Source organism: Streptomyces sp. NPDC002835 (assembly GCF_053591995.1).
In genome coordinates, this window is sequence record NZ_JBSFUW010000014.1 from 67,804 (window position 1) to 91,163 (window position 23,360).

The 23,360-nt window shown below is 73.4% G+C and carries 20 protein-coding genes and 1 pseudogene; 9 read left to right on the forward strand and 12 right to left on the reverse strand.

Features of this window, described 5'->3' with window-relative positions; all coding sequences use genetic code 11:
• The first annotated feature begins 135 nt into the window (after window positions 1–135).
• The 4 genes from ACWD01_RS17575 to ACWD01_RS17590 all read left to right on the forward strand — a co-directional run bounded on the left by ACWD01_RS17575 (window position 136) and on the right by ACWD01_RS17590 (window position 3,576).
• Window positions 136–1,011, forward strand: a complete 876-nt coding sequence (locus tag ACWD01_RS17575) for a helix-turn-helix domain-containing protein (RefSeq protein WP_451162682.1) — start codon at window positions 136–138, stop codon at window positions 1,009–1,011.
• Window positions 1,012–1,171: 160 nt separating this feature from the next.
• Window positions 1,172–1,936, forward strand: a complete 765-nt coding sequence (locus tag ACWD01_RS17580) for an SDR family oxidoreductase (protein ID WP_451162684.1) — start codon at window positions 1,172–1,174, stop codon at window positions 1,934–1,936.
• A gap of 79 nt (window positions 1,937–2,015) precedes the next feature.
• A complete protein-coding gene (locus ACWD01_RS17585; RefSeq protein WP_451162686.1) occupies window positions 2,016–2,330 on the forward strand; it encodes a nuclear transport factor 2 family protein in 315 nt (104 codons plus the stop codon).
• Between the two features lie 61 nt (window positions 2,331–2,391).
• Window positions 2,392–3,576 (forward strand): low temperature requirement protein A, encoded by a 1,185-nt coding sequence (locus ACWD01_RS17590; protein WP_451162688.1) that lies wholly within the window; start codon window positions 2,392–2,394, stop codon window positions 3,574–3,576.
• A gap of 11 nt (window positions 3,577–3,587) precedes the next feature.
• Here ACWD01_RS17590 and ACWD01_RS17595 read toward each other — a convergent pair whose 3' ends face one another.
• Window positions 3,588–4,313 (reverse strand): class I SAM-dependent methyltransferase, encoded by a 726-nt coding sequence (locus tag ACWD01_RS17595; RefSeq protein WP_451162690.1) that lies wholly within the window; start codon window positions 4,311–4,313, stop codon window positions 3,588–3,590.
• A gap of 84 nt (window positions 4,314–4,397) precedes the next feature.
• Here ACWD01_RS17595 and ACWD01_RS17600 point away from each other — a divergent pair, with 84 nt between their 5' ends.
• Window positions 4,398–4,592: a hypothetical protein gene (locus ACWD01_RS17600; RefSeq protein WP_451162692.1), complete on the forward strand. Its 195-nt coding sequence runs from the start codon at window positions 4,398–4,400 to the stop codon at window positions 4,590–4,592.
• A 298-nt stretch (window positions 4,593–4,890) separates the two neighbouring features.
• Window positions 4,891–6,075 (forward strand): winged helix DNA-binding domain-containing protein, encoded by a 1,185-nt coding sequence (locus ACWD01_RS17605; protein ID WP_451162694.1) that lies wholly within the window; start codon window positions 4,891–4,893, stop codon window positions 6,073–6,075.
• Window positions 6,076–6,105: 30 nt separating this feature from the next.
• Here ACWD01_RS17605 and ACWD01_RS17610 read toward each other — a convergent pair.
• The 6 genes and pseudogenes from ACWD01_RS17610 to ACWD01_RS17635 form a co-directional block, all read right to left on the reverse strand.
• Window positions 6,106–6,741: pseudogene (locus ACWD01_RS17610) on the reverse strand (NADPH-dependent F420 reductase); the annotation flags it as partial.
• Window positions 6,742–7,016: 275 nt separating this feature from the next.
• Entirely contained in the window at window positions 7,017–8,264 is a 1,248-nt protein-coding gene (locus ACWD01_RS17615; protein ID WP_451162696.1) for an NAD(P)/FAD-dependent oxidoreductase, read from the reverse strand.
• Window positions 8,265–8,324: 60 nt separating this feature from the next.
• Entirely contained in the window at window positions 8,325–9,101 is a 777-nt protein-coding gene (locus ACWD01_RS17620; RefSeq protein WP_451162698.1) for a helix-turn-helix transcriptional regulator, read from the reverse strand.
• Window positions 9,102–9,197: 96 nt separating this feature from the next.
• Complete coding sequence (locus tag ACWD01_RS17625; RefSeq protein ID WP_451162700.1) at window positions 9,198–10,445, reverse strand: serpin family protein; 1,248 nt, start codon at window positions 10,443–10,445, stop codon at window positions 9,198–9,200.
• A gap of 101 nt (window positions 10,446–10,546) precedes the next feature.
• Window positions 10,547–12,238 carry an acyl-CoA dehydrogenase family protein gene (locus ACWD01_RS17630; protein ID WP_451162702.1) on the reverse strand — a complete coding sequence of 564 codons (1,692 nt, stop codon included), beginning with the start codon at window positions 12,236–12,238 and terminating at the stop codon, window positions 10,547–10,549.
• Window positions 12,239–12,266: 28 nt separating this feature from the next.
• Window positions 12,267–12,884 (reverse strand): TetR/AcrR family transcriptional regulator, encoded by a 618-nt coding sequence (locus ACWD01_RS17635; RefSeq protein ID WP_451162704.1) that lies wholly within the window; start codon window positions 12,882–12,884, stop codon window positions 12,267–12,269.
• A gap of 113 nt (window positions 12,885–12,997) precedes the next feature.
• Here ACWD01_RS17635 and ACWD01_RS17640 point away from each other — a divergent pair, with 113 nt between their 5' ends.
• On the forward strand, window positions 12,998–13,888 hold the full coding sequence (locus ACWD01_RS17640; RefSeq protein ID WP_451162706.1) for an NAD(P)-dependent oxidoreductase: 891 nt from the start codon (window positions 12,998–13,000) through the stop codon (window positions 13,886–13,888).
• 61 nt (window positions 13,889–13,949) lie between these two features.
• On the opposite strand, the gene ACWD01_RS17645 is transcribed toward ACWD01_RS17640, so the two are convergent.
• The 5 genes from ACWD01_RS17645 to ACWD01_RS17665 all read right to left on the reverse strand — a co-directional run bounded on the left by ACWD01_RS17645 (window position 13,950) and on the right by ACWD01_RS17665 (window position 20,147).
• Window positions 13,950–14,510, reverse strand: coding sequence for a DoxX family protein (locus ACWD01_RS17645; protein WP_451162708.1), 561 nt, complete (start codon window positions 14,508–14,510; stop codon window positions 13,950–13,952).
• 102 nt (window positions 14,511–14,612) lie between these two features.
• On the reverse strand, window positions 14,613–16,004 hold the full coding sequence (locus ACWD01_RS17650; RefSeq protein WP_451162710.1) for an AlkA N-terminal domain-containing protein: 1,392 nt from the start codon (window positions 16,002–16,004) through the stop codon (window positions 14,613–14,615).
• The gene (locus tag ACWD01_RS17655) at window positions 16,001–17,293 is read right to left on the reverse strand and encodes an NAD(P)/FAD-dependent oxidoreductase (protein ID WP_451162712.1); all 1,293 of its coding nucleotides are present in this window, start codon (window positions 17,291–17,293) and stop codon (window positions 16,001–16,003) included. Before ACWD01_RS17655 ends, ACWD01_RS17650 begins: the two co-directional genes overlap by 4 nt.
• Window positions 17,290–18,687 (reverse strand): FAD-dependent oxidoreductase, encoded by a 1,398-nt coding sequence (locus ACWD01_RS17660; RefSeq protein WP_451162714.1) that lies wholly within the window; start codon window positions 18,685–18,687, stop codon window positions 17,290–17,292. Before ACWD01_RS17660 ends, ACWD01_RS17655 begins: the two co-directional genes overlap by 4 nt.
• A complete protein-coding gene (locus tag ACWD01_RS17665; RefSeq protein WP_451162716.1) occupies window positions 18,684–20,147 on the reverse strand; it encodes an FGGY family carbohydrate kinase in 1,464 nt (487 codons plus the stop codon). Before ACWD01_RS17665 ends, ACWD01_RS17660 begins: the two co-directional genes overlap by 4 nt.
• 493 nt (window positions 20,148–20,640) lie before the next feature.
• Here ACWD01_RS17665 and ACWD01_RS17670 point away from each other — a divergent pair, with 493 nt between their 5' ends.
• Both ACWD01_RS17670 and ACWD01_RS17675 read left to right on the forward strand, forming a co-directional pair.
• Entirely contained in the window at window positions 20,641–21,660 is a 1,020-nt protein-coding gene (locus ACWD01_RS17670) for a hypothetical protein (protein WP_451162718.1), read from the forward strand.
• A 140-nt stretch (window positions 21,661–21,800) separates the two neighbouring features.
• Window positions 21,801–23,330 (forward strand): amino acid permease, encoded by a 1,530-nt coding sequence (locus ACWD01_RS17675; protein ID WP_451162720.1) that lies wholly within the window; start codon window positions 21,801–21,803, stop codon window positions 23,328–23,330.
• Window positions 23,331–23,360: the final 30 nt, after the last annotated feature.

Genomic DNA, 23,360 nt, shown 5'->3' on the forward strand with positions numbered 1-23,360 from the left:
TGAACTGTCCTCAATGGTAGGAACAGGATGCGACATCCTCTCCCGCTGGGACGAAGCGCCTCGTCGCGCGCCCGCCCGGGGGAGCGCACCGGGCGGCGGGCGCCGCCCCGTGCGAGGAGGTCCGATACTGGTCGTGTGAGTGATTCGCACATCAAGCCTCACCTGCGATGCCTCCATGGCAGCGGCTCCGATCTCGGCCACGCGGTGGCGGAGCGGTCGCTGGAGCGGGCGGCGGGGAAGTCGGACGTCGCGCCGCTTCCGCTGGGCCCGCCGGTTCACGTGCTGGTGGTCCATACGGGCGGATCGTCGAATCTGCGCTGGTCCGCGGACGGCACGGCGCGCCGCGAGCGTTTCCACGCGGGGCAGGCGCTGGTCAATCCGGCCGGATGGGCGTCGCGGCCCCGCTGGCAGGACGACGTGGAGCTGCTGCTGCTCGGCATCGACCCTGTGTGGCTGGAGAAACTGGCCGCGGAGGGCGGGGCGACGGGCCCGGTCGAGCTGGTGCCGCGGTTCCACTTCACCGATCCGCTGCTGAAGATGCTGCTGGAGCGACTGGTGGCCGAGTACGCCCGTCCGGGCCCGGCGGACGCGCTGTACGCACAGTCGCTGGTACAGGCCGCGGCCGCGGTGGTACTGCGGGTGGCGGGCGAGGGCGGCGCCGTGGCGCGCCGGGAGGGCGGACTGCCGCCGCGCCGTCTGACCGAGGTCGTGGACTTCATCCACGCGAACCTCTCCCAGCGGGTCACGCTGGCGGATCTGGCGAGCGTGGCGGGGGTGAGCGAGTCGCACTTCACCCGCGTCTTCAGGGCGTCGACCGGGGAGTCCCCGCACCGGTACATGATGCAGCGGCGCCTGGAGCACGCGCGGCGTGAGCTGGTGCTCTCCAGCCGTCCGATCGCGGAGATCGCGACGGAGGCGGGGTTCGCCGACCAGAGCCACCTGACACGGATGATGCGGCGCCACGAGGGGGCCACGCCGCAGGCGCTGCGGGACGGAAACGGCGGCCGCTGACGGGCGGCGCCCGAAGTCGTGAGCGTTCTGTTCCACCGGTGATCGGATCGTTCAAGATACGCGCCCGTTGTGGCGGCGATTCTGTGGGACACGGCACTGCTCCCGGTGCAGACCGCCGGCCGGTGCCGTCCCTCGTTCGCCACATCGCAAGGAGGCCGTCATGGTCGACACTCCGGACAAGACACTCACCGGCAAGGCCGCCTTCGTCGGCGGCGCGTCCCGCAACCTCGGCGGGCTGATCAGCACCACCCTCGGCGCGAAGGGCGCCCTGGTCGCGGTGCACTACAACAGCGACTCCTCACGGGCCAAGGCCGAGGACGTCGTCGCGCAGATCAACGCCGGCCCGGGCGAGGCGTTCGCGATCCAGGGCGATCTGACGAAGGCCGCCGAGGTGGAGCGGGTCTTCGACGAGGTCCTGAACCGGTTCGGCAAACTGGACTTCAGTGTCAACACCGCCGGCATGGTGCTGAAGAAGCCGCTGACCGAGATCACCGAGGAGGAGTACGACCGTATGTTCGCGGTCAACTCCAAGGCCGCGTTCTTCGTCATGCGGGAGGCCGCACGCCGCATCGAGGACGGCGGGAAGATCATCACGATCGTGACGTCGCTGCTCGCCGCCTACACGGGGCTGTACTCGTCCTACGCGGGCAGCAAGGCGCCGGTCGAGCACTTCACCCGCGCCCTGTCGAAGGAGCTGTTCGACCGGAACGTCTCGGTCAACAACATCGCCCCCGGGCCGATGGACACCTCGTTCTTCTACCCGGCGGAGGACGACGACTCGGTCGCGTACCACAAGTCGTCCGCGATGAACGGCGATCTGACCAAGATCGAAGATATCGTTCCGTGGGTGACGCACTTGCTGACGGACGGCTGGTGGGCCAACGGCCAGACCCTCTTCCTCAACGGCGGATACACCACCCGCTGACCGGATCCGGCCGTGCCCGCGCCGCCGCCGGTCCGTCGCCCGGCCGGTCCCCCTCGTACCGATCTGATCGAAGGCCACCGTGACAGCCCAGCTCAACGACCCGGCCGTGGCCGCGTTCGTCGACGCCGTCAACGCCGGCGACAAGGACGCGTTCTTCGCGGCGCTCACCCCGGACGCCACCATGGCGGACGACGGTACCGAACGCGACCTGCGCGACTGGACCGAGAAGGAGATCTTCTCCTCGGACGGGCGCATGGACGTCGAGGACGTCTCGCCCGACGGGCGCACCCTGACCGCCGTCTACACCAACTCGACCTGGGGCTCCATGCGCACGCGCTGGACGTTCACCGTCTCCGGGGGCAGGATCAGCCGCTTCGAGACCGGCCAGGCGTGAACAGCCCGCCGCCCCAGCGCCCCTCCCCCGCTCGTCAACGCACCGCAGGGATCGCCCGCCCATGAGCCAGACACCCTCCATCGCCGGCGCCTGGCACCGGCCGATGGTCGCTCGCCCCTCCGACGAGAAGCACCGCAGCGCGACGGCGCTGGAGCTCTTCTTCGACCTGTGCTTCGTCGTCGCCGTCGCCCAGGCGGCCGCGGCGTTCGAACACGAGCTGGCCGAAGGGCACATCGGCCACGGGGTGCTCGGATACGCCCTGGTGTTCTTCGCGATCTGGTGGGCCTGGATGAACTTCACCTGGTTCGCCTCCGCGTACGACACCGACGACGTCCCTTACCGGCTGCTCACCCTGGTCCAGATCACCGGCGCGCTGATCATGGCCGCCGGCGCGGCCGAGGCCCTCCAGCACCAGGACTTCACCGTCATCACATGGGGCTATGTGGTCATGCGCCTCGCGATGGTCACCCAGTGGCTGCGCGCCGCCCACGCCGACCCCGAACGCCGCACCAGCTGCCTGCGTTACGCGGTGGGGATCTTCGTCGTCCAGATCGGCTGGGTCGCACGCCTGTTCCTCCCGGACGACGGCGGCCTGGTCTCGTTCGCGATCCTGCTCGTGGCCGAACTGTCCGTTCCCGTCTGGGCGGAGCGCGCGGCGATCACCACGTGGCATCCGCACCACATCGCCGAACGCTACGGCCTGTTCACCATCATCGTCCTCGGCGAATCGATCACGGCGGCCACGCTGGCCGTCCGTACCGCCCTCGACGACGACGCCGTGCTCGGAGACATCGCCACCCTCGTCGTCGGCGGCATCCTCACCGTCTTCTCCCTGTGGTGGCTCTACTTCGCGCAGAACGCACCGCGCAGGCTCACCGGTCTGAACGCCGCCCTGCTGTGGGGCTACGGGCACTACGCCGTCTTCGCCTCCGCGGCCGCCGTCGGCGCCGGACTCGCGCTCAACGTCGCCCACGCCACCGGCCACGGCCACCTCACCGACCACGCCGTCGCGGCCGCCTACACGATCCCCGTCGCCGTCTTCATCACCGTCGTCTGGCTTCTGCACCACCGGTCCTCCGAGGTGCGCGGCGCGAACGACATCATCCACCCGCTGTCCGTCGTCGCGGTCCTGGCGGCGACCTTCGCCCCCGTCCCCGTACTCGTCACCGGAATCGTCGCGACGCTCCTCATCGCCGCGACCCTCGTCGTGGGCGCCCGCGCCGCGGCGGCGGCGCGGCGCGCCTGAGAGGGCGGCGGTCACGGGCGTCGCGCGACGAACACGAACTCCCGGCCCGGGCGGTCGGGTGCGTCGCGCACGTCCTCGACCACATAGCCGTGCCCGGCCAGGTCTTTCTCGACCTCCGCCCGCTCACGGAAGCGCAACGTCGAGTCGGACGTCAGTACCCGGCCGTCCGCGGCGAACACATAGGTCCACCGGAACGACACCAGCGGCCCGCTCACCTCCGTGAGCCGAACCCAGCTCTCGACTGCGCCGACGCCCGGAATCTCCGTCACGGCGTGGGAACTCTCGCGGTTCCACTCCTCCCAGGCGCGCCTCGCCGGATCCCGGGTTTCGAACACCAGTCGCCCGCCGGCCCGCAGCGCTTGCCGGGCCCCCCGCAACGTCCTCTGCCACGTCCCCGGATCGACGACGGCCTGGGCGACGTTCGCCGTCATGGTCGCAAGATCGACGCACAAGGGCGGCAGGGCCGTCGCGTCACCGTGGATCCAGCGGACTCGCTCGCTGCCCGGTTTGGCCCGGGCGACATCGATGGACGCCTGGGCGGGGTCGACGCCGACGACCTCGATTCCGCGATCGGCCAGCAGGAGGCCGAACACCCCTGTCCCACAGCCGATGTCCAGCACGCGACCCGCCCCGAACTCTTCCGTCATCCGGAGATAGACGTCGAGATCGCTGCGATCGGGGTCGAGCCGGTCATAGATCGCGGCGAGCCGGGGATACCCGAAGCACTCGTCAGTCATGCTCCCGAACGTATCCGGCGCCGAACCCGGGCCGATTGGACCGGATCGCTCCCGCGGGGCGCGGTCGTCGCTGATGATGTCCGTGTGGCCAACCGCATCAGCGCTCTGATCTCAGCCTTCGGCGTGCTTTGCAGCACGTTCCTGCTCGTCATTGCCGTTGACGAGTACCGCTCCGGGGCATCGGCTCGCTGGATCGTGGCCGGAATCGCACTCTTCGTCAGCGCGGTGTACGCGCTCGTACGCGACGTGCGGCGGCTCGGCGCCGGGCCACCGGCCTGATACGAACGGGACCGGGTTCCGACCGGCCCCGCCGGTCAGGGACCGAATCGGCCGGCGACCGACGCGCAGTGGGCACGCGTCGAGCCGCCACTGCCCCACGGGTGGACGGCGTCAGGCCGGGGAGAAGGTGACGTCGACGGACCGCTCGCGCAGCCTCTCAGCCGAGCGGCGCCGTGCCCGGTCAGCAGGGCCTGCCGAACTCTTCGGGAGCAGGGCCGGTGTCCGTCTCGCACCATGCGTTCGGGCAGGCCCGGAGGGACGGGTTTCGAATCGAACGGGGAAGCGGGAAGATCTCCGCATGGTGATCACCGCACGTGCCCTCAACCGCTCCACGCTCGCCCGGCAGTTGCTGCTCGGGCGGGAGTCACTCGGGGTTCTGGAGGGGATCCGGCGGGTGGTGGCGCTGCAGGCGCAGCAGCCCGCGTCGCCGTATGTCGCGCTGTGGAACCGGATCGGCGGTTTCGATCCGGCCGGTCTCGACGCGGCCACGAGCGGGCACCAGGCGGTCAAGTCGACGCTGATGCGGCTCACGTTGCACATGGTCCACGCCGAGGACTACCGGGCTTTCCGTGAGGCCATGGAGCCGACGCTGCGCTCGTCCAGGCTGGGTGACGCCCGGTTCACGGCGTCCGGGCTCACCGCGGCCGACGCCGACGTGCTGGTCCCGGATCTGATGAAGTACGCCGACCGGCCGCGGACCGTGGCCGAGTTGCGGGGGCGGCTCGAGGAGTTGCGGGGCGCGCCGGTGGAGGCGGCGGCGTGGCGGATGCTGCGTCAGTACGCGCCGCTGTGGCACGCGCCCGTCGGCGGTCCCTGGTCGTTCGACAGCAGCCAGTCGTACATCGCGGCGGGCGCGCAGCCGGAACTGGCGGACCCCGACGCCGCCGCCGGTGGTCTGCGGACGCTGATCCGCCGCTGTCTGGAGGGGTTCGGGCCGGCTTCGGTGGCGGACATGGCTCAGTTCACGGGGGCCCAGCGGGTCCGCGTCAGAGCGGCGGTCCAGGCGCTCGGCGACGGGCTGGAGCAGTTGCCCGGGCCGGGCGGCACGGTGCTGTACGACATCCCCGGCGCACCCCGGCCCGCGGAGGACACGCCCGCGCCGCCCCGGCTCATGGCCATGTGGGACAGCATCCTGCTCGCCTACGCCGACCGGGGCCGCGTGATACCGCCCGACTACCGCAGGCATGTGATCCGGGTGAACGGCGACGTACTGCCCACGCTGCTGGTCGACGGGTACGTCGCCGGCGCCTGGCGGCCCGTCGACGGAGGGATCGAGGCGACCGCTTTCCACGCTCTGCCGGAGCACGCCTGGGAGGGCCTGGCGGCCGAGGCGCGGGCGCTCGTCGCCTTCCTCGCCGACCGCGACCCCGCGGTCTACCGCCGCTACGACCACTGGTGGGCCAAGGGGCTGCCGGCCGCCGAGACCCGCCTGCTCGCCGCCGGCCGACCCGCGGGGCCACGGTTCGGGACCGCCCGTGCGTGACGGTGCGCCGACGCGCGCCGCCTTCGTGGGTCAGGCCGTCACCGAGGGCACGACCCGTACGCCGAAGCCGTAGTCGCCGAGGGCGCCGGCGATGCCGATGAAGAGGAGGCTGTAGTGCTCCTGACCCCGGGCCGTGGCGATGCCGCCGAGGTCGAGCAGGGACGACTCGGACCAGCCCAGGTCGTTCAGCAGGGCGCGGACCGTGCGCTTGGCGTCGGTGTCGTCGCCGGAGAGGAAGAGGGTGCTCGGGCCCTCGACCGAGTCGGGCGCGACCATGAGGCGGGCGTCGACGGTGCAGAGCGTCTTGACGACCCGGGTGTCGGGGAACGTCCGCTGGATCTCCTCCCCGAGGCTCTCCACCAGGTGGGAGAGCATTCCGTCCTCCGTGAAGCCGACCGCCACGTCGAGCAGCACCTTCGCGGCGAGGGCCGGCGCGCCGACCTCGGTGAGCAGCGGCACGGACGCCGTGCCCGGCGTCGCGTTCACCACCACGTCCGAGGCGGCGACGGCGGTGGCCACGTCCACCACCGGGACGCCCCTTGCGGCGGCCGGTTCCGTGCCGTCCGGCCGCCGTGACCCGAGGACGACGTCATGGCCGGCCGCGGCCCAGCCGGCGGCCAGTGCCTGTCCTACATTTCCCGTTCCAAGAATTCCGATCTTCATACGGTCGACGTTAAGGCGGACGGGCCAGCCGTCGCGTCCGGCCGAAGTCCCCCTCGCCGTACCCCATCGGTCCTACAACTTCCGCCGGGGCGCCGGTGCTTCACGTCTGACGGGCGTCGCGCCACAACCGACCGCCCTGCGGGCGGCCGACGGCCCGGGCGCCACCTGACCGGGCCGGTGGCCGAGTGCCCGTCGCCGTACGGCGGTCGGGCGGGGAACTCGGTGCCGTACGCGTACGCCCCATCACGCCCTCCCGGCCCCGTGGTGCCGCGGGCGTCCTACTCGGAGTCGGCGCGCTCGATCAGGTCGGTCAGCGGCACGCCGGGGTCGGCGAGTTTCGCGGGGTCGACCGGCTGTCCGGAGGTGACGAGCTCGCGGATCGGGTCGGTGACGTCCCAGACGTTGACGTTCATGCCCGCGAGCACCCGGCCGCGGGAGACCCAGAAGGCGATGAACTCGCGGCTCTCCTTCCGGCCGCGGAAGACGACCTGGTCGTAGCCGCCCGGCTCCACGTAGCCCGTGTACTCCATGCCCAGGTCGTACTGGTCGGTGAAGAAGTACGGGACCCGGTCGTAGGCCACGTCCTGGCCGAGCATGGCCCGGGCCGCGGTCTGCGGCTGGTTCAGCGCGTTGGCCCAGTGCTCGACCCGGATGTACTTGCCGAGCAGCGGGTGGAAGGCGTCGGCCACGTCGCCGGCGGCGTGGATGTCGGGGTCGGAGGAGCGCAGGCCGGCGTCGACGCGGATGCCGTTGCCGATCTCCAGACCGGCGGCCTCGGCGAGCGCGGTGACGGGGGTGATGCCGACGCCGACGACGACCGCGTCGGCGTCGACGCGGCTGCCGTCGGCCAGAAGTACGCCGTTCGCCCTGCGGCCCGCCCTGGTGATCTCCGCGACCTGTACGCCGCAGCGCAGGTCGACGCCGTGCTCGGTGTGCAGGTCGGCGAAGACCTGGGCCGTCTCGCGGCCCAGCAGCCGCAGCAGCGGCAGTTCGGCGGCCTCCAGCAGCGTCACCTCGGCGCCCGCCGCCCTGGCGGCGGCGGCCGTCTCCAGGCCGATCCACCCGGCCCCGATCACCACCACCCGTGAGGCGGACGCGAAGGCGTCCTTGATGCGGTCGCTGTCGGGGAGCCGGCGCAGATAGTGGACGCCGTCCAGGTCGGCTCCCGGCACGGGCAGCGGGCGCGGCGACGATCCGGTGGTCAGCAGCAGCTTCGCGTATCCGATGCGGCTGCCGTCGGCGAGGATGATCTCGTGGGCGGCCGGGTCGACGGCGGTGACCGCGATGCCGAGGCGCAGCTCGACCTTGTGGTCGGCGTACCACTGGTGGGGGTGGACGTAGACGCTGTCCCGCTCTTCCTTGCCGAGCAGGTATCCCTTGGAGAGCGGCGGCCGTTCGTAGGGGCGCTCGGCCTCGTCCCCCACCAGCACGAGCGGGCCGTCGAAACCCTCGTCGCGCAGGGCCTGCGCTGCTTTCGCACCGGCCAGGCCGGCTCCGACGATCACATATGCGTTGTGTGCGGGCATGTCCGCTCCTCTGTCGCGTGGGGGGTCTCAGGGCGGTTGCGTGCCACCCCGCCGGGCCGGTCAGCCGGGTGGGGGCCGGTCGTCCGTGGGCGGGGCGCCGGGCTCCCTCGTACAGGTGCCCTCGGGGCCGGGCGCGCCGTGACCGCCGGACGCGGCGCGCAGTTCGACGCAGCACCGGCCCGGACGGGGAGCGAGGACGGCCTCGATCCCGTTGGTGCGCAGTCCCGCGAGGAAACCGCAGAGAAAGGCGTGGTTGATCGCGCACACCAGCTCGGGAGAGCGGGCGGCGAGGGGGTGGAAGGGGCAGTTGAGCAGCCACAGGTCGGTCGGTGTCGGCCGGTCGGGTTCGAAGCCGCGCTGCTCCAGGACGGCTTCGGCGAGGGTGACGGAACGCTCGGGGCCCAGCCTGCCGGGACGGCTGTCGGCGCGGGTGGCTGCGCCGAGTTCCTCGCCGCGGGTGCGGGCCGTGCGCAGTGCGGCGGTGCGCGCGTCCTCGCCCGGCTGCCGGCCGAGTACGGCGTCCATGAGGATCTCGGCGAGTACGTCGGGTCGGCGCTCGGGAATGCTGACACGGATGTCGGCGCCGGCCGGCTCGTACACCTTCGGCCGGCGGCCGACCCTGGGGGCCGCGCCGGGGCTGTCGTAACCGGCGCGCAGCAGCCCGGATGCGACGAGCTTGTCCAGGTGGAAGGCGGCCAGCTTGACCGAGATCCCGGCGTCGGCGGCGGCCTCCTCCCGGGTGACCGGCCGACGGGCCCGGCGTATGAAGCCGTGCATCCTGCGGCGCGTCTCGTCGGCGAGGACCGAGACCGCTTCGACGCCCTGGTCGGAGGTCATACCTCCACCGTAAGTCCAATAAGCGCTTCCGCAATGGCAGACAGAGCGGCGTGGTCGGGGTTTTCTTGGCCGTGATCCCAGTAAGGCCAATATTATTTAGTGAAATACCTCGGTGGAGTCGACGGATTCCGGGTGCGGAGTCGGGTCGGCCACCCAGCCGGCCGTCAGGACGAGACGCGAGGTCCGGTGGACCGCCAGAAAGCCGAACGGGCGGTCGAACACGGCCTCGACGAGGCGGGTGGTGTACCGGGGGCGCGGCGGCAGGCCGCCGGCCACCCCCGACACCGCGGTCACGGAGGCGGACTCGAACCCTTCGGCATCGAAGACGGCGAGGGCCGACTGGTTCGCGGAGTCGACCGCGAGCGGCTCGGGGCCGATGCCGGGGAAGTGACCGTGAGCGGTGTCCGTGGCTGCCAGGAGGCCGAACGTCTCGGGCCGGCGCAGCAGATCGTGGTCCGCGGTCAGCCGGAACGGGCTGGTGAGGACGGCCAGCGTGGGCTCGGGCGTGAGGCTGCGCTCGGTACTCACCTGAAGGCCGGGCCCCGCGGCGCCCGGCGGCAGATGGGCGCCGGTCACGGTCGGATACGTGCCGGACAGGGCGGCGACGCCCGACTCCACCACCTGCGCGGCCGTCATCCCGGCGTCTCCCAGCAGCAGATGGACGTCCACGCCGGTGTCCCCGACGACCTTGAGGACGGTCAGCGGACCCTCGGGCGTCGCCGTCACGCCCACCCGGTCCAGCAGTGAGGTCTCGCGGCGCAGGCCGAGCAGCCACCGCCCCGCCCACGGTCCGCTGTCGGGGACCGCCTCGCACTCCGCGAAGGGCCGCAGCCATCGCATCCGCACCGTCTGTGCGGCCGCCAGGACGAGCAGGGTGTCGGGGCGGAGCTGGACCGGCATCGAGGGGATCAGTCCGCGTGTCCGCTCGGCGGCCCAGGCGTCGAGGGCGCCGCGGTCGGCCACCGGATCTCCGCTGAGGACGCCGAAGGTGCCGACGGGAAGGCCGGCCACCCAGTCGGGGTGCAGCGGGAGCGTCGCCCCGGCCCACAGGCCGAGGGCGGACGCCGTGCCGCGGACCGACGACAGCGCGTCGAGGAACTGGCGTGCGGCACCCGCGGCGTCGGCCGCCGGCAGTCCCACGGCCTCCTCGAGCTCCGCACGGGCCGGCCCGTGGGCCGCGTCCGCGAGAAGGGAGAGCAGCGGCCACACGCTGGTCGCCGACAGTACGGTGCTGCCTGCGCCGCTGCCGGCGTCAACGCCTGCACCGATGTCTGCGCCGATGTCTGCGGCCCATCGTGCGGTCAGCCGGTTCACGGCGCGTACGGATCGTGCTGCCGGCTGCATGAAGGTCCCCCGCGGTTCGCTGACGAGTCGGTACCGTCGCACGCGAACACGCGCCGCGGCGAGCGCTTTTCAGCAGCGCGACGCAGGCGCGTCGGCCGCGTTCAGTCGTCGGCGAGCGGTACGCGGGCGATCGGCGTGGCCAGATCCAGGCCGGCCGGCAGCGTGCCGAAGGCGAGGCCGCGGTCGCCGGCCAGGCGTGACGCGCAGAACGCGTCCGCCACGGCCGCCGGTGCGTGCCGGACCAGTAGGGAGCCCTGGAGGACCAGGGCCATGCGCTCGACCAGCCGGCGGGCGAGCAGCGCCGCGTCGTCGGTGGGCACCAGCTCGGCGCGCAACTGGCGCCACGCCCCGTCCAGTCGGGCGTCCGCGCCCGCCGCGGCCTCGATCTCCGTGGCGTACGCCGCCAGGGACTCGGGCTCCTTGGTCAGCGCGCGCAGCACGTCGAGCGCGTTGACGTTGCCGGAGCCTTCCCAGATGCCGTTCAGCGGCGCCTCCCGGTAGAGCCGGGGCATGCCGGACGCCTCGTCGTAGCCGTTTCCGCCGAGGCACTCCAGGGCTTCGGCGACCGCCGCGGGCTGCCGCTTGCACACCCAGTACTTGCCGACCGCGGTCGCGAGCCGCAGGAACGCCCGTTCCTGGGAGTCGCCGCGCTGTGCGCGGTCGGCCGCTCCCGCGATGCGGAGCGCGAGCGTGGTCGCCGCCTCGGACTCGACGCTCAGATCGGCGACGACGTTGCGCATCAGCGGCTGGTCGATCAGCTTGGCGCCGAACACGGAGCGGTGACGGACATGGTGGGCGGCCTGGGTGAGCGCGGTGCGGATGCCGGACGCCGAGCCGAGGACGCAGTCGAGCCGGGTCATCGTGACCATGTCGATGATCGTGCGTACGCCCTGGCCCTCGGACCCCACCAGCCAGGCGACGGTGTCGTCGAACTCGGGCTCGCTGCTGGCGTTGGAGCGGTTGCCGAGCTTGTCCTTGAGGCGCTGGATGCGGAAGGTGTTGCGGCTGCCGTCGGGGAGGACCCGCGGCACCAGGAAGCAGGACAGGCCGCCGGGGGCCTGGGCGAGCACCAGGAACAGGTCGTTCATGGGCGCGCTGGTGAACCACTTGTGGCCGCGCAACCGCCAGGTGCCGTCCGGCTGTTCGACGGCGACGGTGGTGTTGGCGCGCACATCGGTGCCGCCCTGCTTCTCCGTCATACCCATCCCGGCGAGCAGTCCGCGCTTGCCGCCGGGCGCGCGCAGCCCGGGGTCGTACACCCGGCTGGTCAGCAACGGCTCGTAGACCGCGGCCAGTTGCGGCGCGGAGCGCAGGGCGGGCACGGCGGCGTACGTCATGGACACCGGGCAGGCGTGGCCCTGTTCGGCGGAGCTCCACACCATGAAGCCCGCGGCGCGCGCGACATGGGCGCCGGGCCGGTCGTCGGCCCACGGCGCGCCGCCGAGCCCCTCGCGGATCGCGACGTCCATGAGCGCGTGGTACGAGGGGTGGAACTCGACCTCGTCGATCCGGTTCCCGTAGCGGTCGTGGGTGCGCAGCAGCGGTTCGCAGCGGTTGGCCTCCTCTGCCCAGCGCTGGGCCTCCTCCGAGCCGGCCAGCCTGCCGACGCGGTGCAGGTCGTCCGCGTACCAGCCGGCGCCTTCGCGGTGCAGGCCATCGAGCAGTACGGGGTCGTCCGCGACGTCGTGGCCGACGAGCGGCGGCGGCTGGTTGGTCACGGCATGGGTGGCGGCGGTGGGCCGGCTGCGCGGGGTGGCGGCGGTCGTGTCGTGGGCTGCGGCCGGAGTCGTCATCGTGGTCCTCGGGGAGTCGTAGGGGTGGTCAGCCGGCGGTCCGGGCGCCGGCGCAGCGCAGGGACATCGCGACGAGTTCGGCGACCAGGTGCTCGGCGGCGTCGCCGGACGCCGTGTCGGACAGCGGGTCCACCAGCACCTCGCCGATCGCGCCGGTCAGCGCCGCGGCGGTGACCTCGGGGTCCTGCGGTGGCAGCTGCCCGCCCGCGATGCCCTCGCGGATCACCTCGGCGAACACGTCGCGGTAGCGGCGCCGGAACTCCAGCCGCTCCTGGCCGACGGCCGGTTCGGCGGGGGCGGCGAGCAGCGCGTGGGCGAGGCCGCGGCGCTCCATGGCGCGGCGGGCGAAGACGCGTACGCCGTGCGCGAGCCGCTCGACGGGGTCCCCGCCCGCGTCCCTGAGCACGTCCGCGAGCACCTCCACCTCACGGCCCGAGGCGCGGCGGAAGACCTCGACGGCCAGCGCCCCTTTGGACGGGAAGTGCTGGTAGACGGACCCGACGGACATGCCGGCCGCGGCGGCGACCGCGGTGACGGACGCGTTCGCCCAGCCGGACTCGGCGACGACGGACGTCGCCTGCTCGACGAGGCGCTCCCGCGCGGCGTCGAGCCGGCTCTGCACGGCGGGTGTCTTGCGGTAGGCCATACAACAAGTGAACCACTGTTCAGGCCTTCGGGCCAGCCCCTGGCAGCCGAGGAAACCACGCACTAAAAAGTGCGTACTTGATCATGGTCCGGCTCCGTACGAGCCTGAGGGGCATGGAAGAACACACCGCTTCGAAGGCTCCTGTCACCCTCCTCGGCCTCGGCGACATGGGCACCGCTCTCGCCCGCGCCTGGCTCTCCGCAGGACATCCGCTGACCGTCTGGAACCGCACCCGCGCCAAGGCCGAAGCTCTGGCGGCCGAGGGCGCCCGGGTGGCGGCCACGCCGGCCGAGGCGCTGGCCTCGGCCACCGGTCCCGTCGTCCTCTGCCTGCTGGACGACGCCTCCGTGGGCGAGACCCTCGACGGCACGGACCTGACCGGCAAGGACCTGGTCGACCTGACCACCAGCACTCCCGCTCTGTCCAGGCAACGGGCCCGCTGGGCCGAGGAACGAGGGGCCCGGTTCCTGGACGGCGGGATCATGGCCGTCCCCCCGATGATCGGCCGGCCGGAGACCGGCGGCTATGTCTTCTACAGCGGCGACCGCGCCCTGTTCGAACGCCACCGGGAGGTGCTGGAGACTCCCGCCGGCGCGAAGTTCGTCGGCGGCGACGCCGGCCACGCGGCACTGCACGACATCGCCCTGCTCAGCGCGATGACCGGCATGTTCGCGGGCGTCACCCACGCCTTCGCTCTGGTGCGCCCCGAGAAGGACCTCGACCGGGCCGGTTTCGCCGCCCTGCTCGCGGACTGGCTCGGCGCCATGGCCGGCACGGCTCACGAGATCGCCGCGCAGTTGGAGAGCGGCGACTACACCGAGGGGGTCACCTCGAACCTCGCCATGATGTCGGCGGGAAACGCCGCGCTCCTGGCCACGGCCGAGGACCAGTCGGTCGACCCCCGGCTCCTCACGCCCTGCATGGACCTGATGCGCCGACGGGTGGCCCAGGGCCACGGCGACGAGGGCCTGGCGGGCACGGTCGACCTGCTCAGGAACGAGTGACGCCCGGGGCGGGCACCGGGGCCGGCGACCGGGCCACCGGGACTTCGACGGACAGGCGGTCCTAATCCTCGAGGGTGTCGGCTTCCTGCTCCCTCGCCGAGTCGTCGACGTCCGCGCCGATCTGGCCCTTGGCGCGCCTGCCGACGACGGCGGCCGCCGCGAGGGCGCTGGCCGCGAAGGCGGCGCCCAGGATCCATGGGCCGTCGAAGCGGTGGCGGGTCACGTGGTCGAGGGAGTAGCGGCCGGGGCCCATGAGCCCGATGGCGGCCGCGGTGAAGCCGAGGAACGCCGGGTACTCGAAACCGCCGGACTGGGCGAAGAAGCCGGCCGGTGCGTGGACGGAGACGGCGCCCGCCATGTTGCCGGTCACCGCCGCGCCCGCCGCGGGCGTGGCGAGGCCGAGGGCGAGCAGCAGGCCGCCGCCCGCCTCGGCGATGCCCGCGGCCATCGCGCTCTGCCTGGGCGGGTGGAAGCCCATGGCCTCCATGCCCTGCGCGGTGCCTTCCAGGCCGCCGCCGCCGAACCAGCCGAAGAGTTTCTGGGTGCCGTGGGCCATGAGGACGGCGCCCGTTCCCGTGCGCAGGACGAGCAGGCCGAGGTCACGTCGGTTGAGGCAGGTCATCGGTACTCCCGGTGCGGTGACGGTGGCGACGCCCTCCACTCTGGGCGCGCCGCGCGCCGGGGCCGCTGCGTTGCTGGGCCGTACGGGTGAGGCCGGGGCCGGTCAGGACGGACCGGCCGCCGCCCGCAGGTGGTGCATCGCGTACGAGCGCCACGGCCGCCAGCGTTCGGGGTCCGCGCCGGGCGGCAGTGCCGGGTCGTCGGGGAGCAGGACGTCGGGGTCGCCGAGTGCGTGGAGCCGGACGGCGGCGGCGGTTCGGGGGCCGATGCCGGGCAGCCGCAGCAGGCGGTGCTCGGTCTCCTCGCGGTCGGCGCCGGGGTCGAGGACGAGATCGCCGGTGGCGAGCGCTTCGGCCAGGGCGCGCAGCGCCGGGTCGTCGGTGCCGGTCAGGTCCCGCGCGCGGGGGAACAGGTGGGTGAGGCCGCCGCTGGGGGCGGGGAGCGGCTCGCCGTGCGCGGCGACGAGGTCGCCGGCCGCGCGCCGGCTCACCAGGGTGCGGATCGCCGCCTCGTGCGGGTCCGCGGCGCCGGGGACGCGCAGGCCGGGGCGGGCCGCGACGAGCGGGGCGAGGGCCGGGTCGGCGCCGAGGCGTTCCGCGACCGCGCAGGGGTCGGCGTCCAGGTCGAGCAGGCGGCGCATCCGCTGGGTGGCGGAGGTCAGGTCGCGCAGGTCCGTCAGGTGCAGCCGGCACTCGAGCCAGCCGCCGGCTCCCGGGCGTTCCCCGACCTCGGCGATGCCCGCGCCGCCGGGCAGCCGCAGGGTCCGGCGGTAGGTGCGGGCGCCGCGGGCACCGGTGACCTCTTCGGTGCCGGGGACGGCGTTGGCGGCGAGATGGTCGAACATCGACTCCGCCGCGTACGGGCCCCGGTGGGCCAGCCGCAGCGGGATGCCGGAGCCGGTGTCGACCGGCGTGGCGCGGCCGGGCCGCAGGGCGCGCAGTTCGGTGGGGGTGGCGGCGTAGATCTCGCGGATCGTGTCGTTGAACTGCCGTACGCTCGCGAACCCTGCCGCGAAGGCGATCTCGGCGGCCTGCAGGGACGTCGTCTGCAGCAGTACGCGGGCGGTGTGGCCGCGCTGGGCGCGGGCCAGGGCGACGGGCCCGGCGCCCAGTTCGGCGTTGAGCTGGCGCTGCACCTGGCGGGCGCTGTAGCCGAGGCGGGTGGCGAGCCCGGCGACGCCTTCCCGGTCGACGATCCCGTCGCCGATCAGCCGCATGGCGCGGCCGACGACGTCGGCGCGGACGTTCCACTCGGCGGAGCCGGGGACCGCGTCGGGGCGGCAGCGGCGGCAGGCGCGGAAGCCGGCGGCCTGGGCCGCGGCGGCGGTGCGGTAGAAGGAGACGTTCCGGCGTTTGGGTGTGATGGCGGGGCAGCTGGGGCGGCAGTAGATCCCGGTCGTGGAGACGGCGAAGAAGAAGACGCCGTCGAACCGGGCGTCCCGGCTGGTCACGGCCTCGTAGCGACTGTCGGGGACCGCGGGTGCCTCGGTGGTCATACGGCCAGTATGCGAGCGGCCCCGGCACCGGGCTGGCGGAAATCGGACATGACGGCGACGCGGACCGGGCCGCCCTCGGGGTCGGCCCGGGTGATCCAGTCGGCGCGCAGATGGACGGCCCGGCCGGGCAGGGCGGTGCGTGGCAGGTGCCGGCGGTCCAGCTCGCGGCCGTCCTGGCTGACGAGGAGGACGGGCCGGGCGAGGCGCTGCGAGGTACGGAGGGTGAAGCGTCCTTCCAGGGGCGGCGGGCCGTCGGGGTTCAGGCGGTTCGGCGCGATCCAGAGCAGGGGGCGTTCCACGTGCAGGGGCATCCGACCGTGCGCCCAGGCCCCGGCCCCGGCTCCGGCTCCGGCTCCGGCTCCGGCCAGATGATGCACGACGAAGCCGGCGGCCCGGCGGCCCTCCGCCGCCGCCGTCGCGGCCGGTTCTGCGCCGTGGAGCAGGTTGCCGACGGCGAAGACGCCCGGCAGGGAGGTGCGGAAGGCCGTGTCGACGGCCGGGCCGCGCGTACCGGGATCGAGGGCGGCACCGCCGAGCCGGGCGAGTTCGTGGTCGGGGATCCAGTCGCCGGTGAAGACGATCGTGTCGCAGACGAGGAACGTGCTGCTGCCGTCGCCGCCCCGCAGGCGGACGCCCGCCGCCCTGCCGCGGCCGGTCACCTCCTCGACGGCCGTCCCGGTGATCACCGGGACCCGGTGCCGGGGCGAACGCGGAGGGGCGTGCGGGTCCTCGGTGACGAGGGCGACCACGTGGGTGCCGCTCGCCCGCAGGGTGTCCACGGCGTGGAGTGCGACGGCCTCCGAGCCGACGACGACCGCGCGGCGGCCGACCCGCTGCCCGTACAGGTGGACGGCCTGCTGGAGTTCGCCGGTGGTCAGGACGCCGGCCGGCCGGGTGCCGGGGACCAGGCGGGCGCTGCGGGGCCGTTCGCGGGCCCCGGTGGCGAGGACGACGGCGCGGGCGGTGAGGCGTTCGAGGCCGTCCGGTCCGGTGGTGTCCAGGGTGCGGGGACCGGCCCAGCCGGTGGCGGTGACGCCGGTGCGCAGTACGGCTCCGGCGCCGGTGGCCGCGTCCACGAGCCACTCGGCGTACCGGGGGCCGTCGACGGGCCGGTGGCGGGGCCCGAACCCGCGGTGGCGGCTGTGGCGCGGGATGCCGCCGGGCCGCTGTTCGCGTTCCAGTACCTCGACGCGGCCGGCGCCGGCGGCGGCCAGGTGGGCGGCCGCGGCGAGTCCGGCCGGACCCGCGCCGACGACGAGGACGTCCACGGTGCGTTCCGCGCGGCTCACCCGCGGCCCTCCTCGAACAGTGCGCGGACCGCGGGTCCGCAGTAGAAGCCCTGGCAGCGGCCGCCGCGGGCGCGGGTGCGGCGCCGCAGTCCGTCGAGCGACCGGGGCGGGACGGTGCTGTTCAGCGCGTCGCGGATCTCGCCGCGGGTGACGCGTTCGCAGTGGCAGACGATGGCGCCGTACGCGGGGTCGGCGGCGATGAGGCCGGCCCGCTGGTAGGGACGCGGGCCCGCTTCGCCGATGCCGGGCATCCGGACGGGTTCCAGGTCGCGGGCGGGGCCCAGGTCGAGGCCGGCGTCGCCGAGGAGGCCGGTGACGTAGGCGGCGACGGCCATGGAGGCCGTCAGGCCGGTGGAGCGGATGCCTCCGACGGTGACGTACCGCTGCCGGGCGTGGGCCCGGATGCGGTAGTCGTCCTGCCCGGTCGCGGCGCGCAGGCCCGCGTAGACGGCGGTGACCTCCTCGTCCACGAGGGCGGGCAGGATCCGCCGGCCCTGTTCGCGCAGGGTCCGCAGGCCCTCGGCGGTCGACCCGGTGGCCTGCTTGTCGTCGAGGTCCTCCGCGGTCGGGCCGAGGAGGACGTTGCCGTACACGGTCGGTGCGACGAGGACGCCCTTGCCGAGGGCGGTCGGGACGGGGAGCAGGATGTGGCGGACGAGGGGGCGGGCGAGCTTGTCGTAGACGATGAGCTGGCCGCGTCTGGGGATGACGGTGAAGTCGTCGTGGCCGAGGTGCCGGTCGAGCTCGTCGGCGTGCAGTCCGGCGGCGTTGACGAGGTAGCGGGTGCGCAGCAGGCCGCGTGAGGTGGCGAGTTCGTGGTGGCCGCCGCCGGTCACGGATTCCACCCGGCAGCCAAGGTGCAGGGCGGTGCCCGCGCGGACGGCCTGGGTGGCGTAGGCGAGGGTCGTGGTCCAGGGGCAGATGATCCACTCGTCGGGGATCTCGAGTGCGCCGAGCGCGCCGGGGCCCAGGTGCGGTTCGCGCAGGGCGAGTTCGGCGGCGTCCAGGAGACGGGTGCCGTGGTGGCCGTTGCGGGCGGCCTTGGCGGCGAGGGCGGGGAGCGTGGCGAGCTGCCCGGCGTCCCAGGCGACGAGCAGGGCGCCGACCGGTTCAAGGGGGATGCCGCTCTCTTCCGCGTAGGCGGCGAGGCGGCGCCGGCCGTCGCGTACGAGCCGGGACTCCAGGGAACCGGGCACGGCGTCGAAACCGGTGTGCAGGATGGCCGTGTTGGCCTTGGAGGTGCCTTCCCCGACGTCGTCGGCGGCGTCGACTAGCGCGATGCGCAGCCGGTGGCGGGCGAGTTCGCGGGCGATGGCGGCGCCGACGACACCGGCGCCGACGACGGTGACGTCGTACAGCTGGTCGGGCAGGGGGCCGCCGGTCGTGACGGTCATGGCGCTCCGGGTCCGGCGGCGGGCGGCGGGGTGCGTTCCAGCAGGGCGGTGACCTCGGCGCGGAAGGCGCCGAGCCGTTCGGCCGCCTGCTGGGCGCCGATACGGGGCTCGTAGACGGCGGACGGCCGCCAGGCGGGGACGGCCTGCTCGGGGGTGAGGTCCGCGTCGATGCCGAGGCGGGCGACGGCCGCGGCGCCGAGGGCGGTGGCGTCCGGCAGGGCGGAGACCTCGACGGGGAGTTGGAGGAGGTCGGCCTGCGTCTGCATGAGCAGCGCGGAGCGGGTGAGGCCGCCGTCGACGCGCAGCGCGGTCAGCGGGGCGCCGAGGTCGGTGGCGACGGCGTCGGTGAGGGAGACGACCTGTGCGGCGAGCCCTTCGCACAGTGCGCGTACGAGGTGGCCGGGGCCGGTGTCCAGGCCGAGGCCGGTGACGCTGCCGCGGACGTCGCCGCGCCACCAGGGCGCCGCGAGCCCGGCGAGCGCCGGTACGAAGGTGACGCCGCCGCTGTCGGGCGCCGTGCCGCCGACGGTGTCGAGGTCCGCGGCGCCGGAGATCACGCCCAGGTCGGTGAGCCATCGCACGGCGGAGGCGGCGGTGTAGACCTGCCCGTCGAGGCAGTAGCTGGTGCGGCCGCCGAGCCGCCAGGCGACGCAGCCGACGAGTCCGGTGGTGGAGCGGCGGGGCCGGTGCCCGGTCTGGGCGAGCAGGAACGCGCCGGTGCCGTACGTGCACTTGGCGGAGCCGGGTCCGGTGACGCTCTGGGCGAGGAGCGCGGCCTGCTGGTCGACGAGGAGGCCGGTGAGCGGAATGCCGGTGCCGAAGGCGGTGGTGACGCCGACGGGTCCGGCGGCGTCGACGACGTCCGGCAGCCGTTCGCCGGTCAGGCCGAAGATCTCGAGTGCCCGTGGCGACCAGGCGACGCGGTCGAGGTCGAGGAGCTGGGTGCGTCCGGCGGTGGCCGCGTCGGTGACGAACGCGCCGGTGAGCCGGTGCACGAGCCAGGAGTCGCTGGTGGTGACGACGCCTTCGCGGGTGAGTTCACGGCGGATCCAGGCCATCTTCGGCGCGGCGAAGTACGGGTCCAGGGGCAGCCCGGTGAGGTGGCGTAACTCCTCGGCGTGCGGCGCGATTTCGGCGCACAGCGGCTCGGCGCGCCGGTCCTGCCAGACGATCGCGTCGGTGAGCGGCTCGCCGGTGGACGGATCCCAGGCGAGGACGGTCTCGCCCTGGTTGGCCAGGCCGACGGCCTCGACGCTCTCACCGGCGTCGGCCAGTGCCCGGCGCCCCGCGTCCACGACGGAGGACAGCAGCTCGGCCGGGTCGACCTCGACGCGCCCGCCGGGGCCGTGGCGGGGCGACACGGGCGCGAAGCCGGTGCCGATGACGCCGCGGGCAGGGCAGACCACGAGCGCCTTGGTGCCGGACGTGCCCTGGTCGACGGCAAGCACCGGGCCCGTCATCGGCCACCCCGCTCTCCGGTGGAAGGAACGACAAGAACAGAAGCAACGACAAGAAGGCTGAGGGAACGCGGCACAGACCTTGATCGCTGACGAAAGCGTGGTACAGACGGGCACCGTCGTCAAGGGCGGGACCTCCAGCTGACACCGTTGTCCGGAACTGCTTGCCGAGCGCCGCCACTTGAGTAAGATCAGCCGCGCAACGAAGCGAAACGGGGGGCCGGCGCAGCTCTCCGCATCGCCCGATCTCTGCCGATGCCAGCCGACCACCGCCGTCGGCGCGCATCAGCCCCCACTGCCCCAAGAGGCCTCATGACGACCAGTGCACGACCCGAGCTGCCCCTTGCGGCACCGCGCCCGGCGGACCGTCCGGTGACGGAATCGGGGGCCCGGCGGCCGTGTTGACGGACCCCCTCGCGGCGTTACGCCGCCCGGCGGAGCCCGGCCCCGCCCCCACGTCCCGGCGTCCCGTGCGCCACGGACGGACCCGTCGCTGATGGCCCCGGACACCTTCCGCCCGGTCTACCATCCGGCCGGCCGCGACAAGGAACTGCGCACCGCGCTCCAGGACTTGCGCACCGGCCGCTGGCGGTCGATGCGCGACATCCTCGAGACGACGGCCGACTGGGACCTGTGGACGCGGCGCACCCAGGTGCTGGCCGCGGTCGCGGCCGGCTCCGACACGGTGCAGGCGTGGCGGACCGAGGAGCCCGGGAGTTCCGCCGCGGTCGTGATGCACTGCCGCGTCGTCGTCGAACGGGCGTTGCGCGCCCACCGTGACGGGCACCGGCGCACCCAGGAGCTGTGGCACGAGGCCTGGGAGGCGTGCAGGCTGGCCGCGCACCGGTCGCCGGAGGACCCCGTGCCGTGGGTGTGCCTGCTGGCCCTGGCCCAGCTCGACGAGGGGCAGCGGCTGGAGGAGCACCGGATGGCGCCGCCGGGACCAATGCTCTTCCCCGGGCCGTGGGGCCTGCTGGCCCAGGCGGACAAGCGTGACCCGCACAACCGCGAGGCGTACCACCGGATGCTGCAGTTCCTGTACGCGCGGCGGTCCGGCGTCCATCTGTCGGAGGCGGTGAACTTCGTCCAGTGGGCGTGCTCCGCCGCGCCCACCGGATCGTCGGTCAAGGCGCTGCCGCTGTATGTGCGGGTCGAGCGCTACCGGCGGGAGAAGGGCCATGAGAAGGCGCTGGACCTGCACTGGGTCACGGACGACGCGGCCCGTGACGCGCGGCTGGCGCTGCGGGACTGGTTCGACGCGATACGGCCGGAGACCTGCACGCTGCTCGATCTGAGCCACTTGGCGCACGCGCTGTGGGGCTCGCAGCAATTCGCCGAGGCGGGACGGGTGTTCGAGGCCCTCGGACCGTTCTGGACGACGCAGCCGTGGGGCTGCCGCACGCCCGATCCCGGTGACGCGGGGCTCGCGGAGGAGGTGTTCGCGCGCGCCCGTGCCCGCTGTCTGGCGGCGGCGCGCGACACCCGTCCGGGCCCGCCCCCGGATACGTACAGCTGAGCGGCCCCGCTCCCCTCCCCGCCGACCCGCTCCAGCCCGTAAGCCCCTCCCCGCCGGCCAGCTCCCCCTGTCCTCCCTCCCCGCTGATCCGCTCCCCGCCCCTGCCCGCTCAGCACGTCCCCGTCCCCGGAGGTATCCCGATGTCCATATCCCCGCCGAAGTGGTCTGATCCCGGCCAGGATCCTCCCAAGGACGAGGAGGAACGGCTGCGGGAGCTCGGCTACCAGCCCGTCCTCGCCCGGCGGATGGGCAGCTTCGGCAACTTCGCGATCAGCTTCTCGGTGATCTCGATCCTGTCCGGCTGTATGACGCTGTACGGGTTCGGCCTCGGCACCGGCGGTCCGGCGGTGATGCTGTGGGGCTGGGCCGGCGTCGGCCTCTTCGTCCTGTGCGTCGGCATGGCCCTGGCGGAGGTGACCAGCGCCTATCCGACGTCCGGCGCGCTCTACTACATGGCCGACCGGCTGGGCGGCCGCAAGTGGGGCTGGTACACCGGCTGGCTCAACCTGCTCGGGCTGCTCGGCGCGATCGCCGGCATCGACTACGGCTGCGCCCTGTTCACCGGCGCGTTCCTGAACCTGCAGTGGGGATTCGAGCCCACTCCGGGCTCCACGATGATCATCTTCATCTGCATCCTGCTGCTGCACGCCACCCTCAACCTGTTCGGGGTGCGGCTGGTCAGCCTGCTCAACTCCGTCAGCGTCTGGTGGCACCTCGGCGGTGTGGCGCTGATCGTGGGCGCCCTGGTGATCGTGCCGGCCGACCACCAGTCCCCCGAGTTCGTCTTCGGCCAGTTCGTCAACAACACCGGCTGGGACAACCCGATCTATGTCGCCGCCATCGGTCTGCTGCTCGCCCAGTACACCTTCAGCGGGTACGACGCCTCGGCCCATCTCTCCGAGGAGACCTCCAACGCGTCCGTCGCCGCCGCCAAGGGCATCGTGCGCTCCATCTGGGTCTCCTGGATCGCCGGGTTCGCGCTGCTCGCCGGTCTGACCTTCGCCATCCAGGACTACGCGGGCACCCAGAACACCGCGACCGGGGTGCCGCCCGCGCAGATCCTCATCGACGCGCTGGGCACCGGCGCCGCCACGGCGCTGCTGCTCGTGGTGATCGTGGCGCAGCTCTTCTGCGGCAACGCGGAGGTGGCCGCCGCCAGCCGGATGGTGTTCGCCTTCAGCCGTGACAACGCCCTGCCCGGCTCCAAGCTGTGGCGCAAGGTGAGCAGCCGCACGCAGACGCCCGTCCCCGCGGTGTGGCTGTCCGTGTCGTTCGCCTGCCTGCTGGCCGTGCCGTCGCTGTACTCGGCGACCGCCTACGCGGCGGTCACCGCGATCAACGTCATCGGCATCACCCCGGCGTACGCGATCCCGGTCTACCTGCGGCTGCGGGCCGGCGACCGCTTCGAGCCCGGCCCCTGGTCGCTCGGCCGGTGGAGCAAACCGATCGGCTGGGTCGCGGTGGTGTGGGTGGCGTGCGTGACCGTGCTGTTCTGTCTGCCGCAGTCGAATCCGGTGACCGTCGACTCGATGAACTACGCCTCGATCGCGCTGGCGGCGGTGCTGATCCTGGCCACGGTGTGGTGGTTCGTGGCGCGCCGTTCGTACAGCGTCCCGGCCGCTTACGGGAACGCGCGCGAGCGGGCGGAGATCGCGGAGAACATCGTCTGACCGCCCCACGCGCACCGGAGGGCCCGACCG